Genomic DNA, 14,807 nt, shown 5'->3' on the forward strand with positions numbered 1-14,807 from the left:
GGTCAGCCGGCCAGGTCCGGCGGCGGGTCGGGCTCGATCAGAGCGGTCTGCACCTCGGTCACCCGCCGCCGGGTGATGTGCTGTGCCCGGCCGGTCGGCAGCACCCGGGGCCGGACGTTGTTGAACAGCACCCCTTCGGCCGGTGGGCAGGACAGCAGCAGGGCCGGACTGTTGACCTCCATCAGGGTCCGCAGCAGCGGGTCCATCATGGCCCGGGACAGACCATTGGCGCTGCGCGCCACCACCAGGTGCAGGCCCAGCTCGGTGCCCTGGGCCAGGAACTCCAGCAACGGACCGAACGGGTTGGCCCCGGACGAGTTGGACACCATGTCGTAGTCGTCGACCACGAGGTAGAGCTCCGGGCCCTGCCACCAGTCACGGCGACGCAGTTGCGCCGGGGTGATGCTGGAGTCGGGCAGCCGCTGACGCATCGCCCGCGCCACCGACTCGACCATCTGCTTGATCCCCGACGCCGACACCCCGTAGCCGAGCTGATGCTCGGTGGGGATGGCATCGTAGAGGCCGCGGCGCACGTCGACCGCCATCACCCGGGCCTCGTCCGGACGGTACCGGGCCACCACGGCGGCGGTCACCAGCCTGAGCAGATTCGTCTTGCCGGTCTCGGCGTCACCGGCGACGACCAGGTGCGGGCTCTCCTCGAAGTCGTGCCACTGCACGCCCAGGGTCTGCCCCTCCCAGCCGAGCGGCACCCGCAACGAACCGTCCGCCGCCGGCAACCGGTCGGCGGTGAGCACCACCGGCAGCATCCGTACCGCCGGGGCCCGCCGGCCCGGCCAGGCGGCGTGGACCGCGTCGACGGTGGCGGCCACCCCGTCTCCCGGGTCCCCGGCATCGCGGACCAGATGCGACAGCCGTGGCAGCGCGGTCAGGAAGTGCAGTTTGGTCTCGGTGATACCCCGGCCGGGGATCTTCGGCACGGTCTGCGCGACCCGCATGTTGACCATCGAGTCGACGGCGTCGCCGAGCCGCAGTTCGAGCCGGGTGCCGAGCAGGTCCCGCAGGTTGGTGGAGATCTCGCCCCACCGGGCCGCCGCCACCACCAGGTGCACGCCGTAGCTCAGGCCACGGGACACGATGCTGGTGAACGCCGGGGTGAGGTCGATCAGGTCGTGCCGGACGGTGGCCCATCCGTCGACGACCAGGAACACGTCACCGTGAGCCTCGTCCGGGAACTCGCCGGCGGCCCGCCGGCGGCGGAAGTCGACCATCGAGTCCACTCCGGCGGTGGCGAACAGCCGTTCCCGGCGGCTCATCACCTCCAGGACCTCGGCGATGGTCCGGCTGATCCGCTCACTGTCGAGCCGACCGGCGACCCCGCCGACGTGCGGCAGCCGGGCGACGCCGGAGAGCAGGCCACCGCCGAAGTCCAGGCAGTAGATCTGGACCTCGTCCGGGGTGTGCGACAGGGCCAGGCTCATGATCAGCGTACGGAGCAGGGTGCTCTTGCCGCTCTGCGGCCCGCCGGCGACGCCGACGTGTCCCCCGGCCCCGGCGAGGTCGACGGTGAGCAGATCCCGTCGCTGGTCGAAAGGGCGGTCCACGACCCCGACCGGGGCGGACAGCTGCGCTGGATCCGCTCGACGGCGCCAGGTCAGCCCGCGCGCAGGGTCGGTGGTCAACGCCGTGAGCAGGTCGTCGAGGGACGGCGGGTCGCCCAACGGCGGCAGCCACACCTGGTGGGCCGGCGGGCCGCTGTCGCGGAGCCGGTCCAGCGCGGTCTCCAGCAACGACGGCGCCTCGTCGTCGGTGCCGGACTCGCCGGGATCAGGTTCCGCAGGCGGCGGTTGGTCGGCACCGGGCGGGTCGACCCAGCCGCTGCGGTAGGGCAGCACCCCGGTCGCGACGCCGGCTCCGGGATCCGAACGCCGGGCTGGCCGGTACCGGCCCGAGACGTAGGCCGCCTTGAACCGCACCATCGTCGTCACGTCGGTCTTGAGGAACCCGTTGCCCGGCTGCGACGGCAGCTCGTACGCGTCCGGCACGCCGAGGACACCGCGGCTCTCCATCGCGGAGAAGGTCCGCAGGCCGATCCGGTACGACAGGTGCGACTCGAGCTGGTGCACCCGGCCCTCGTCGAGCCGTTGCGAGGCCAACAGCAGGTGCACACCGAGGCTGCGACCGAGCCGGCCGATCATGACGAACAGGTCGATGAAGTCCCGGTGCGCGGCGAGCAGCTCGCTGAACTCGTCGACCACCACGAACAGGCTGGGCAGCGGGGCGAGCGCCGGGTCGGTGCGGGCGCGGCGGGCCGCGTAGTCGGCGGCGGAGGTCACCCCGACCCGGCGCAGCACCTCCTGACGGCGGACGATCTCGCCGTTGAGTGCGTCCTCCATCCGGCCGACCAGCGCTTCCTCGTCGGCCAGGTTGGTGATCACCGCCGAGGTGTGCGGCAACTGGTCCAGCCCGAGGAACGTCGCCCCGCCCTTGAAGTCGACCAGGATGAAGTTGAGTGCCTCCGACGAATGGGTCAACGCCAGCCCGAGCACCAGGGTGCGCAGCAGTTCGGACTTGCCGGACCCGGTGGCGCCGATCAGCAGTCCGTGCGGGCCCATCCCGCCGCGCGCGGACTCCTTGATGTCGAGTTCGACGGCGCGTCCGTCGGCGGACACCCCGATCGGGACCCGTAGCCGCCGTTCGGCCGGCCAGCGCTGCCACAGCTGCGCCGGGTCGTGCCGGTTCAGGTCGGCGATGCCGAGCATGGAGGTCAGCTCGACGTCAGCGGTCAGCGCCTCCCCGCCGTCCAGTCCGCCGCTGAGCCGCAGCGGGGCGAGCGCGGTGGCGAGCGCGGTGGCGGTCGCCGGGCCGAGCCGGGTAGGGCGGCCCAGCACGGTCACCCGTTCGGACTGGTCGGGGGCGGCGGTGACGGATTCGACCTGCTGCGCCGAGATCCGCAGCCAGAGCGTCTGCGCCCCGGTGCGCCACGGCAATGCGCCGGCCAGGTCCAGCACCGTGACGTTGCGGTACCCGTCGTACCGGATCCGGTGGTTGTCGGGTACCTCGACGCCGTCGAGCAGCACGACGACGTACGGCTCATCGACACTGGCGACCGCGTCGGCGGTGAACCCACCTCGGGCGGCGAACTCCGCACCGAGCAGACGTTCCAGGTCGGCCACCCGGTCGGTGAACAGCCGGACGGGGCCGGCACCGTCGTCGTCGGCCGGGTGCAGGGCGTGCGGCAACCACTTGATCCATTCCCACCGTTGCCGTACCGCGCCGTCGGCGACGACGACGATCCGGACCTCCTCCGGCCCGTGGAACACCGCCATCTCGGCGAGCAGGGCTCGCACGAGCGTCACGGCGGTGGGCCGATCGCCGTGCAGCAGCACCCGGGCGTAGCGGGCGAGGGTCACCGTGATCGGCTGGTCCGGCACGGTGCGGTACGCCTCGACGAAGCGTCGCAGGGCGTGCGCGGACAACGGTTCGAGGTTCTCCACCGGCTTGGTGTGCAGCGGGTGGAAACGCAGTCCGAGTGGCTGCACCCCGGTGGCCACCCGGACCTCGGTGAAGTCGTCGTGACTCGGACGACGTTCCCACATCCGGGAGGTGCCGACGAAGTTCGGCAGCGCCTGCGGATCCGGGTGGCGCCACTGCTGGGCCCGATGGTGGCTGATCACGGCGGCCCGTACCTGCCGGCGGATCCGGCTCAGGTAGCTGAGGTAGTCGCGCCGTTCGCCGTGCAGCTGTCGCTTACGGTCGCGTGCGGTCCGGACCACCTGGCTCAGCACCATGGCCAGGGCGGCGATCAGGATCAGGCCGACCGCGAACACGGTCAGGCCGGCACCGCCGCCGCCGACCGGCCGCAGAAAGATGATCACCATGCCGAGTGAGGCGAGCGCCATCGGCAGGTAGCTCAGCATCTGTGACAGGCCGCTGACCGGCTCGGGAAGCTCCGGTGGCTCCTGGAGGGTCATGTCGCCCTCGACGGCTTCCGGTCCAGGTGGCCGCGGCGGCCGTCGGATCAGCAGCGTGCTCACCGCGCCATCCTGCGCCGCGGCCCGTCGACAGGCCAGGAGGCCGCGATTGTCTGGGGATTCACCCAGTCTCCGATGGACCGGTTGGACAACGCTGCGGCCGGGGGACTATCCAGTGTGATACTGGCACGGTTCACGGAAAGGCCTACCTCTGGTGGCAGACGTCGACACCCTGTGCCGACTGGTCGTCGTGGTGCCCTCGGGGCGGGTCGAGTTGGCGGTGCCGACCGACGTGGTGGTCGCCGAGTTGCTGCCGGCCGTGGTGCGCCTGGGCGGCGAGGAACTCGCCGAGGCGGGCATCCCGCACGGCGGCTGGGCGCTGCAGCGGCTCGACGGCAGCCGGCTCGACGGGGAGCAGACGCTGCGCCAGGCGGGCCTGGTCGACGGCGAACAGCTGCACCTGCGGCCGTACTACGCCGAGATCCCTGCGGTGCACTTCGACGACATGGTCGACGGGGTGGTGACCACCATGGCCGACCGCCCCGACACCTGGCGGCCGGCGTGGACCAGGGCGCTGCTGCTGGCCTGGGTGGGCGGCGCGCTCGTGCTGCTGCTGGCGCTGCTGGCCGGGGCAGGCCGGCCGGGGACGTTCGCGGCGCTGGCCGTCGGTGTGATCCTGCTCGGCGTGGCCACTGCGGTGGCCCGGGCCCGGATGCATCCGGCGGCGGCCGGCGTGCTGGCCACTGTCGGTACGGCGTACGTCGCGGTCGGGGTCACCGCCTTCGCGCCGGGCGCCGGGGCCGCTCTGCTGCTGGCCGGACTGGCGGTGGTGGCGGCGGCGCTGGTGGCGGTGCCAGCCGTCGGCTCCCGGACCGCACCGGTGTTCACCGCCGTGTGCCTGGCCGGCACCATGGCGGCGCTCGGCGGCGTCACCCTGCTGGTCGGGGCCACCGCCGCCGGCGCGGCGGCGATCGTCGCGGTGACCACCGTGGTGGTCGACTCGCTGCTGCCGGCCACCGCGTTCCGGCTGTCCGGGCTGCGGATGCCGATGCTGCCGACCGACGCCGGCCAGTTGGCCGACGAGGTCGACCCGTTACCGGACACCGGTGTCCGGCGACGCACGGCCCGCGCCGACGTGTACCTCAACTGGCTGTACCTGGCCAGCGGCACGGTGGCCGGTGCCTGCCTGTTCGTGCTGGCCGGGCAGGACGGCTGGTGGACGTTCGCCCTCACCGCGGTGCTCACGTTGCGGCTGCTGCTGCACGCCCTGGTGCTGCGGGCCCGCTGGCAGCGGCTGGCCGCCGTCGTACCGGGCAGCGGTGGAGTGGTGCTGATCCTGCTCGACCTGGTGGCGCGGACCGGTCAGGTCGGTTTCCTGGTGATCGTCGGCGTGCTGCTCGCCGTCTCGGCCGGGCTCGTCATGGCCAGCCACTACGTTCCCGGCCGACGGTTCGTGCCGTACTGGGGACGGGCGGCGGACCTGGCGCACACCGTGGCGGCCGCGGTGACGGTGCCGCTGATGCTCCAGGTGCTCGGCCTGTACGGCCTGATCCGCAGCGTGATGGGCTGACCGGTGCAGTCCCGGCGCGACCAGGTCCAGGCGCACATGTTCATGATGAGCCGGCTGTCGGCGGCGTTGCTGCGGTCGGCGCCGGACCACCCGGACCAGCCCACCGGGCGGTCGCTGCGCGGCATGGCCGGCGGGCTGGCCATCGCGTTCATCGTGGCGGTGCTGGTCACCATCGTGACCGTCCTGTTCCCGCCGGCCCGCGAGGTGAACTGGCGGGTCAACGGCGCGGTCGTGGTCGACCTCGACACCGGTGCCCGGTACCTGTACGCCAACGGCGTGCTGCATCCGGTGGCCAACCTGACGAGCCTGCAACTGCTGCTGGGCAACCAGCCGTCGGTGGTGACGGTCGGCGGCGCGGTACTGGCCGGCACCCCTCGCGGCGTACCGCTGGGTGTGGTCGGGGTGCCGGAGCGGTTGCCGGACGCCGCCGGGTTGAGCGTGGCGCCCTGGCTGGCCTGTGCGGGTCGCACCGGTCCGGGTGACGGTTCCGCACCACGGTTCACCCTGGAGGTCGCCGCGACGCGCGCGGTCGAGCCGCTCGGCGGTGACGCGGCGCTGGTCAGCGCGCCGGACGGCAGCGTCCACCTGCTGGTCGGCGAGACCCGGCACCTGATCGACGCGGACCGCGGCGCCCGGGAGGCGTTGGGGTACGGTGCCGCGACCGCCCGTCCGGTACCTGCCGAGTTCCTGCGGCTGCTGCCGGCCGGGCCCGACCTGACAGCTCCGGACGTGCCCGGACGGGGGTCGGCCGGGCCGACGCTGGCCGGCCGGGACACCCGCGTCGGCCAGTTGTTCAGCGGGCCGGGCGGCACGGCGTACCTGCTCACCGCCGCCGGCCTGGCGCAGCTGACCCCGACGGTGCTGGCGTTGCTGATCGGTGACGCCCGCACCCAGGAGCAGGCGTACGGCGGGGCCACCCCGGAGTTGGTGCCGCTCGGCGCGAGCGACGTCGCCGACCACCGCTCGGCTGCTCCGTTGGGGACCCGGATCGACGCGCTGCCGCCGGCGCCGCCCGCGCTGATCGACCTGGTCGGTGTGGACCTGTGTGCGAGCGTGTCGGCCGATCAGGAGCAGCCGACGCTGACCCTGGTCACCGCCGGGCCGCTGCCGGTCGCCTCGGGTGGTGTCCCGGACGGTGGCACGCTGCCGGTCGGTGTGGTGCCGGGGTGTGGCCAGGTGGACCAGGTGGCGGTCCGGGGAGACACCGGTGTGCTGCTGCAGACCGCGCCGACGGCCGACTGGTACCTGGTGGCCGACAACGGCGTGCGGTACCCGTTGGGTGCCAACGGCCCGGCCGGCGAGTTGGGCTACCGGGGAGTCCAGGTGGGACGGCTGCCGGCGGCCCTGGTCGATCTGCTGCCGACCGGCCCGATGCTGGATCCGAAGGCGTACCGCGAGGGCGGAACGCCCGCCGCGCCCCGCCGACCCGACTGCGGCTGACCCGCCGGATCAGCCGAGATCGAACCGCTGGATCAGCGAAGGTGCTACCGCCGCCGTCAGCGGGCGGCCTCACCGCTGGCGGCCAAGTCGGCGCCCCAGGTGTTCTCCTCGCCCCGGATCGTGTCCTCCATTGTCGGCACCCGGGTCGCGGCGAGCCCTGCTTCGCGGGCATCCCCGACCGGCAGATCGCTGGCGGCGTCCTTGGCGGTACGGGCGGTGGCCGCCGACCGCTGCGGGTTGCCGGCCAGCACGTTCACGATGTCATCGGCCGACACCGGCTGTTCCTCGACCGGCTCGGTCGGTTCCCACGGCCAGCCGCGCGGCTCGTCGCCCTTGCGCCGGCCCGCCTTGCTGCGTGCCTGGTCGATGTCCTCGCGCAACGGGTACGGGGTACGGCTGCGTGGCTGGTCCTGGCTGCCGCCACCGCCACCACCGCCACCACCGGGCGGTGGCATGTACGGCGGGTAGCTGCCCTCGCCGGCCGGGTTGCCGGCGGCACCTACCGGGCCGAGCCCGGCGCCGACGGCAGCGGTCGGGGACTGAGCTGACGGCTGGTCGTCAGCGGTCCCGCCCGGTGGGTCGACGACCCGGTCGCCGGCGGCGGGCAGCAGGGCGCCGGGTCCGGACGGCGGGTCGGCGGTCCCGACCTCGGGCGGCGGGATCACCGTGCCGGACCCGGACGGCGGCAGCAGCGTCCCAGGGTCGGGGCGGGGCGTGTCCAGGCCGAAGTCGTCACGGCCGCCGACCAGGTCGGGGCGGGGGGTCGGGCTCGGCTGCGGCACGTTCGGCGGGAGGACCGTCCCGGGCGGGGAGACGCCGCCACCGGGGGTCAGCCAGTCCATCGGGGTCCGGGTACCGCCATCGGTGACCAGGTCGTAACCACCCTGCCCGTCCGGCACCAACTCCAGGCCGTCAATCGTCCGGCGGGTTCCGTCCGGGCTCACCAGGTCGACACCGCCGTCACCGTTGGGCAGCAGCCGCACCCCGTCGTCGTCGCCCGGGGCGAGGTCGAAATCACCGACCGGGGTGCGGGTACCGCCGTCGGTGACCAGGTCGTAACCACCCTGCCCGTCCGGCACCAACTCCAGGCCTCCGACGGAGCGCTGCGTCCCGTCCGGGCCGACCAGGTTCAGTCCCCCGTCGCTGCCCGGCACCAGCCACATCGGGTTGCGGTCCTGCGCCAGGTCCCAGGGGGTCTGCAGGTCAGGCGGCAGGGTGTCGAATCCGCCGGCGGGGGGTTCGAGCCGGCCGACCTGGGACGGGCTGCGGGGCGGGTCGGTCACGATCGAGGATCCGGGCGGCACCACCACGGGTGCCCCGTCGGTGTCGCGTACCGGCTGGCCGTCCGGACCGGTGACGGTGCCGTCCGGACCAACGCGGGAGCCGGGGGGCACCAGGACCCCGGCGCCGTCCGCGTCGAGCACCGGACGGCCGTCCGGGCCGAGCACCGTGCCCTCCGGAAACTGCAGCTGCGGCGATCCGTCGCGGCCGGGCGGCTGAAAGGACTGGGTGGGTGACAGCAGGACCGGGCCGGGGTTGACCGTGCCGAACTGCTGCGGGCCGCCCTCGCCCCCGCCGAGGAGCTTCTCGTAGTCCTCCTTCTGCGAGGTCAGATCGTTCTGCAGCCCGTCGATGACCCGCTCGTAGTCCTCCTGCATGCTGGTGACGGCGGTGCGCTGATCATCGCCCATGTTGTTGATGATCTCGTCGTACGACTCCTTCTGGGCCCGCAGATCGTCCTGGAGATCGTTGATGATCTGGTCGTAGTCGTCCTCCATCTTCTGCATCGATTCGCGGTTGTCGTCGTTGTTCTGCGCCAGGATCTCTTCGAACTCCTCCTTCTGCGACCGCAGGTCGTTCTGGAGGTCGTCGATGATCTTCTCGTAGTCCTCGACCAGATCGTCGATGGTCTTCTCGTAGTCCTCCTGGAGCCGATCGATCTCGTTCTGGCCGTTGCCGCCGCCGGATCCGCTGCCGGTCGGTGGGATGAGCCGGACCTCGGGGTCGAACTTCGCGTCGGCGAACACCTCCGCGGAGGTGCCGTACTGGGTGCGGATGTTGTTGAGCACCGTCGTCCCGACCGGGTCGAGAAGCTCGGTCACCCGGTTCAACCAGCGCCTCTTCGCCTCGGCGTCAACGGCGTCCCACATCGCCTGACTACGCGGGTCGTACCGCTCCTCCTTGAAGACCGGTTTGTCGTCCTCGATCCGGACCAGGTTGTCGACCCCGTCGTAGTGGTCGTGCAACGCGTCGAACACGTGGTAGGACGGCTGCCACATCCCGTCGGAGGTGTAGAAGGCGCCGTGCCCGTCGTACAGGTCGTTGAGGGCCTTCTCCATGGCCAGCACACCGTCACCGATGGCACGCGGCACGGACGTACCGCTGCCCGGGTTGATCTCACTGTGCACGTCACGCAGCAGCTTTTCGAACTCCCGCAGCAGCGCGGAGAACTGCCCGGCCGCCGACCCTTCCCAGTGGGCGGAGTCGACGTTCAGCTCCTCGGCGTACCGCTTGAACTCTCCCGCCCAGTGCTCGGCCCACTTGCTGACGCCGACGAGGACCGGCTCGGTGTTCCAGAAGGTCCGCCGGGACGCCACGTCGTTGGCGGCCGGGTTGTAGTTGATCAGCGGAGTCAGCGAGATGAACAACCGCTCGAAACGCCGAATCGGGCTGTCCTTCGGCATCGACAGGACCTGGTCGTCGATTTTGACGCCAGCGACGACATAGTCGTCCGGGTCGTACGTGGTGCTACTCAACCCGAACTGCGAGCCGTTGGGCGGGATCGGGCGATGCTGGACGCCCTCACCGGCGAAGAAGAAGACCGCGTAGGCGTTCAGATCCTTGTAGGTGAGCCCACGGGAGGCCGTCGGCGGCGCGTAGTTGATGACGAACGCGTCCCCGCCGGTCACCCACTTCGGCGATTCCGGGCCCGCGACGGCATCGCGGTAGGCGATCTCCGCGTCCGACGGCACGAACAGTGAGTTCGCCAGCTCCCACTTCTGATCGGTTGCTGGAACGCTGCCCTCGGCCACCTGAGTCGCCTCCCGCCTACTCGGCGGTTACCTGTACAGGCTCGGCGTCGGCTGCCAGACCTCACGCACCAGGTCGAGCATCTGGGCCTCGGTCAACGCGTCCTCGGCACCGACGTCGAGCGTCTCCTTGACCTGCAGGAAGTCGTCACGCAGCTTCTCGATGATGGTGAACAGCGCCTGGATGTTGCCCTTCGCGCTGTCGGCCATCGCCTTGAAGTTCGTCTCCACCTGACCGACCTCGGTCATCACCCGCTCGTTGCCGGCCAGCAGGATGGTGAACGGTGCGAGGTCCGCCGGCGCGGGCGGCTCTCCGGTGTAGGCCAGCAGCCGCCGCACGTCGTCGTTGTCCCGCACTTCGGCCAGGAACTCCTCGAAGCGTTCCCGGACGGTACCGCTGAGATACTGTTCGGTGACGGTGAAGGTCTCTTCGGCCACGGCTCAGACTCCCGCTGCTCAGACTCCCGCTGCGTACCGGATCAGCGGCCGACCGGTGCGAGGATGTCGTAGATCCCGTCGTCGGTGTCCCAGCTGGCTCCCGTGACACCAGCGCTATCCTCACCGGAGTCGATGATCTGGCCGACGAAGCCGGTCTTCTCGCCGAGATCCTGGAACTTGATCATCACGTTGTTGTACGCGCTGATCCACTCATCGAGCTTCGCCTGGAAGACCGAGCTGGAGCCCGCCTGGTAGGTCGCCCGGATCTCGCCCTGGATCCGGTACGCGGTCTGCCCGGCGACGATCATGCTGCTGACGTGGTCGTCCAACGCCGCGATCGCGGTGGCGAACCCGGCGTCCTCCTTGTTGAAGTTCCCGTTCACAGTCGCGCCCCACCTTTCCGTCGACACCGGGTCCACACCGCCGACCACACGACGGACCCCGGCTGCACAGCACCCGCTGGAGCCAGCGTTGCGGCTCGGGCCGAGCGCGGCAATAGCGGAATCCCTAGATCCCGCAGGTCCGGTAGGACTTGCGCGGGGTCACCGAGTGCAACGATGATCGGCGAACCAGATCCGGCCCGGCAGGTGACGGGCGGGTTCGACAGCCCACGTCCTGATTTGAGATCATCGATCCTCGTGGAGACCGCTCAAGACCGCCCGTCCGCCCCCCAGCCCTCGCTGTGGCGGTTCCTGCGGCACGAATGGACCTTGGCCGTGCTCGGCGGACTACTCCTCGCAGTGGTGCTGACCTGGCCCACCCTGCGCCACCCCGCCAGCACCATCCCCGGCGACATCGCCGACCCCACCCTGCAGGCCTGGCAGGTCGCCTGGGGAGGGCATGCCCTGTTGACCGACCCGACCGGGCTCTGGCACTCCAACACGTTCTTCCCTGAGCGCTACACCTACGCCTACAGCGACACGCTGCTCGGCTACGCACCGGCCGGGATGATCGGCTCCGGCTTCGAAGCCGCGCTGATCCGCTACAACATCCTGTACGTGCTGCTGTACGCGTTGGCGTTCATCGGCGCGTACGCCCTGATCCGGCAGCTCGGCGCGGGCCGGATCGGCGCGGCGGTGGCCGGGGTCGCGTGGGCCTTCGCCCCCTGGCGGCTGGCCCACTCCGGGCACATGAACATCCTCTCCACCGGTGGGATCGCGCTGTGTCTGGCGATGCTCGCCCGTGGCCACGGCTGGTCGTTGCGGCACGGCTACCGCCCCGAACGGCGCAGACCGGGCTGGGCCCTCGCCGGCTGGCTGGTGGCCGCCTGGCAGATCAGCCTCGGCTTCGGCATCGGGCTGCCGTTGGTCTACTTCCTGCTCGCCGCCGGGGTCGTCGCCGCAGGCGGCTACGGGATCTCCTGGTGGCGGCACCGCCGCCGCCCACCGTTCGGCCGACGACTGCTCGCGGCCGACGCGCTCGGCGGGGTGATCTTCGGCGCGGTCACCCTCGCGATCGCGGCGGCCTACTTCCGCGTCGTCGAGCTCAACCCGCAGGCGGAGCGGAGCCTGGCCTGGACCGAGATGTTCTCCCCGCCGGTGGTCGGCCTGATCACCGCACCCGCCGAGTCCTGGCTGTGGGGGGAACGGCACGCCGCCACCCGGGAGCAGATCTTCTGGCCGCCGGAGATGACGCTGCTGCCCGGGGTGACGCTGATCGCCCTGGCCGCCGCAGGCCTGGTCGTCTCGTCGTTTCGGATCCGGCACCGGGTGGCGCTCGCCGCCGGAGTCATCGGCACGGCGCTGCTCGCCCTCGGTGCCACGCTCGGCGGCGACGGCGACCCCGGCTACCTGACGCTGTCCAAGCACCTGCCGGGCTGGGACGCGCTGCGCACCCCGGGGCGGATGATGATCTGGACCAGCCTGCTGCTCGCGGTGCTGGCCGCCGGGGCGCTCACCGCCGCGGCCACGGCACTGCGCCGGGCCGCCGCCGGATGGCCGCAGTGGTCCCGGCAGGCCGTCGGTGCCGTACTGGCGATCCCGCTGGCGCTGGTGGTGGTCGAGGGGATGAACCGGACCGCCCATCCGCAGGTGCCCACCCCACCGGCCGCCTGGGACCAGGTCACCGGGCCGGTGCTGGTGCTGCCCAGCGACGCCGGCGCGTTCGAGCTGAACGTCATGCTCTGGACCACTGAGGGAGACTTTCCGCAGGTCGCCAACGGTCTGGCCGGTTTCGTCCCGGCCAGCCAGGAGCAGACCCGGGCGGTCACCGCGTTCTTCCCCGACCCGGCGAGCGTCGAATACCTGCGTGACCTGGGGGTGCGTACGGTGCTGGTGATGCCGGACCGACTGATCGGCACACCGTGGGACGGGGTCGCCCAACGTCCGGTCGACGGGTTGGGCATCACCCGTGAGGAGATCGACGGTGTCCTCGTCTACCGGCTCGACTGACCGTCCCGGGCCAGCGGCCGGTCGGCCGCTGCGGCTGTCGGTCGTGGTCCCCTGCTTCAACGAGGACGCCTCGCTGACCCGGCTGCACACGGCGGTGACCGCCGCGGTGACCGCGCTCGACGACGTCGAGGTCGAGTACGTCTACGTCGACGACGGCAGCACCGACGGCACCTTGGCCGAGTTGCGCCGACTGGCCGCCGCCGACCCGGCCGTCCGGTATCTCGCGCTGAGCCGCAACTTCGGCAAGGAGTCGGCGATGCTCGCCGGGTTGGACCGGGCCAGCGGGGATGCCGTCATCGTGATGGACGCCGACCTGCAACACCCTCCACGCCTGCTGCCCGATATGGTCGCCCTGTACCGGCAGGGGTACGACCAGGTCATCGCGTGCCGCGACCGACGGGGTGACCGGTTCGTCCGTACCGTCGCGTCGCGGACGTTCTACCGGCTGATGAACCGCTGGGTGGACGTGCAACTGCTCGACGGTGCGGGCGACTTCCGGTTGCTCTCCCGCCGGGCGGTCGACGCGCTGCGGGCCATGCCCGAATACAACCGGTTCTCCAAGGGCCTCTACTCGTGGATCGGGTTCAACACGGTCGTCTTCGCGTACCCGAACGAGGCCCGCGCCGGCGGTGGCAGCCGCTGGAGTTTCCGGTCTTTGTTGAACTACGCCTTCGATGGGCTGCTGTCGTTCAACGACCGGCCGCTACGGTCGGCGATCTACGCCGGCATGGGGCTCACATTCGTCGCCGTGGCGTATGCGGCCTGGGTGGTCGCGGCGGCGCTGATCCGGGGAATCGACGCCCCCGGCTACACCACGATCATCGTCAGCGTCATCGGTCTCGGCGGCATTCAAATGATGATCCTCGGCGTGATCGGCGAGTACATCGGCCGGATCTACTACGAGACGAAGCGCCGCCCCCGTTACCTGGTCATGGAGTCCGAAGGGGCCGACGGTACGCCGCAGGTGCCGACGCCTCGGCGGGAGACGGCCGTCCCCGGCCCGGCGGCCGACTCGGAATGATCCGGCGGGCACCGTCGTTGTGCATGGTCGCGCCACGCACTCCGGCCCGCAGCCGCCAGGCGGCAGTCAGGCTCCGGGCCCGGCCGGGCAGCCCCGGCGGGTGGACCCGGTCGGGAATCGTCGACGGGTCGGCGTGGTTGTACATGGTCACGGCGCGCAGCAGCGCACCCGCGCCCGACCCCGGGGCGCGCCGGAGCCGCCCGCGAGCCGACATCGCACGTCTGAGATCCCGTACCACCCGGATGACCGTTTACCGCGCACCCGCCCGCCCGTGACGGGTGCGCCCCCTCGGCAAACGGAAGGTGGACCCCCCATGACCACGATCATCACCCGTACCCTGCGTACCAGCCTGCGCACCACCGCCCTCGGCATCGCCGGGCTCACCCTCGCCGGCGGCGCGATCGCCGCCCCCGCCCTGGCCGCCGACCACGCCCCCACCGCCCTGGCCGCACCCGTGTCCGCCGCCGCCAGCAGCGGCGTCGACACCGACAAGCTGACCCCGCACGGTGTGCAGGGCGAGCAGTCCCGCATCACCCTGTCCGGCGAGCAGACCGACAACGTCAAGGGCATCATCGCCGCGACGAAGAAGGCCGGCATGGACGAGCGGGCCGCTGTGGTCGCGATCGCCACCGCCCTGCAGGAGTCGAAGCTGGAGAACCTCGGCCACCTCGGTGACCGCAACGACCACGACTCGCAGGGCCTGTTCCAGCAGCGCCCCTCCTCCGGCTGGGGCACCGTCGAGCAGATCACCGACGTCGAGTACTCCACCACCGCGTTCCTCGACGCCCTCAAGGCCGTCGACGGCTGGCAGGACATGCCGCTGACCCAGGCCGCCCAGACCGTCCAGGTGTCGGCGTACCCGGACCACTACGCCCAGTGGGAGACCCAGGCCGCCGAACTCGTCGCCCAGCACTGGAACAGCTGACCCGAAACACCCCAAGCTCAGCGCGAGGGCCGGACCCCGTACCCCGGGGTCCGGCCCTCGAC

9 protein-coding genes are annotated in these 14,807 nt (G+C 71.6%); 5 read left to right on the plus strand and 4 right to left on the minus strand.

Going from position 1 to position 14,807, the window contains the following annotated elements; all coding sequences use genetic code 11:
• Positions 1–2: 2 nt before the first annotated feature.
• Complete coding sequence (eccCa, locus tag ACN27J_RS05570) at positions 3–3,932, minus strand: type VII secretion protein EccCa (RefSeq protein ID WP_421372121.1); 3,930 nt, start codon at positions 3,930–3,932, stop codon at positions 3–5.
• 214 nt (positions 3,933–4,146) lie between these two features.
• Here eccCa and eccD point away from each other — a divergent pair, with 214 nt between their 5' ends.
• On the plus strand, positions 4,147–5,502 hold the full coding sequence (gene eccD, locus ACN27J_RS05575; protein WP_421364212.1) for a type VII secretion integral membrane protein EccD: 1,356 nt from the start codon (positions 4,147–4,149) through the stop codon (positions 5,500–5,502).
• A gap of 3 nt (positions 5,503–5,505) precedes the next feature.
• Entirely contained in the window at positions 5,506–6,942 is a 1,437-nt protein-coding gene (gene eccB / locus ACN27J_RS05580; RefSeq protein WP_421364214.1) for a type VII secretion protein EccB, read from the plus strand.
• Between the two features lie 56 nt (positions 6,943–6,998).
• Here the strand turns inward: eccB and ACN27J_RS05585 are convergent, their stop codons facing one another.
• From ACN27J_RS05585 to ACN27J_RS05595, 3 genes are read right to left on the minus strand one after another with little or no spacing between them, the layout of a single operon-like run.
• Positions 6,999–9,974 (minus strand): hypothetical protein, encoded by a 2,976-nt coding sequence (locus ACN27J_RS05585; protein WP_421364216.1) that lies wholly within the window; start codon positions 9,972–9,974, stop codon positions 6,999–7,001.
• A gap of 27 nt (positions 9,975–10,001) precedes the next feature.
• Positions 10,002–10,409 carry a hypothetical protein gene (locus tag ACN27J_RS05590; protein WP_278169381.1) on the minus strand — a complete coding sequence of 136 codons (408 nt, stop codon included), beginning with the start codon at positions 10,407–10,409 and terminating at the stop codon, positions 10,002–10,004.
• Positions 10,410–10,450: 41 nt separating this feature from the next.
• The gene (locus tag ACN27J_RS05595) at positions 10,451–10,792 is read right to left on the minus strand and encodes a hypothetical protein (RefSeq protein WP_278169382.1); all 342 of its coding nucleotides are present in this window, start codon (positions 10,790–10,792) and stop codon (positions 10,451–10,453) included.
• Between the two features lie 174 nt (positions 10,793–10,966).
• Here ACN27J_RS05595 and ACN27J_RS05600 point away from each other — a divergent pair, with 174 nt between their 5' ends.
• The 3 genes from ACN27J_RS05600 (at position 10,967) to ACN27J_RS05610 (ending at position 14,745) form a co-directional block, all read left to right on the plus strand.
• Entirely contained in the window at positions 10,967–12,799 is a 1,833-nt protein-coding gene (locus ACN27J_RS05600; RefSeq protein WP_421364217.1) for a hypothetical protein, read from the plus strand.
• Positions 12,800–12,827: 28 nt separating this feature from the next.
• Positions 12,828–13,820 carry a glycosyltransferase family 2 protein gene (locus ACN27J_RS05605; RefSeq protein ID WP_421372122.1) on the plus strand — a complete coding sequence of 331 codons (993 nt, stop codon included), beginning with the start codon at positions 12,828–12,830 and terminating at the stop codon, positions 13,818–13,820.
• Positions 13,821–14,157: 337 nt separating this feature from the next.
• On the plus strand, positions 14,158–14,745 hold the full coding sequence (locus ACN27J_RS05610) for a hypothetical protein (RefSeq protein WP_421372123.1): 588 nt from the start codon (positions 14,158–14,160) through the stop codon (positions 14,743–14,745).
• The last annotated feature ends 62 nt before the right edge of the window (positions 14,746–14,807 follow it).

The organism is Solwaraspora sp. WMMB762, from assembly GCF_049179115.1.
Lineage (GTDB): Bacteria > Actinomycetota > Actinomycetes > Mycobacteriales > Micromonosporaceae > Micromonospora_E.

Bases quoted from the DNA above. Each gene is read 5' to 3' on its own strand.
- eccCa (WP_421372121.1), bottom strand. From the start codon at position 3,932: ATGACCCTCCAGGAGCCACCGGAGCTTCCCGAGCCGGTCAGCGGCCTG.
- ACN27J_RS05600 (WP_421364217.1), top strand. From the start codon at position 10,967: ATGATCGGCGAACCAGATCCGGCCCGGCAGGTGACGGGCGGGTTCGAC.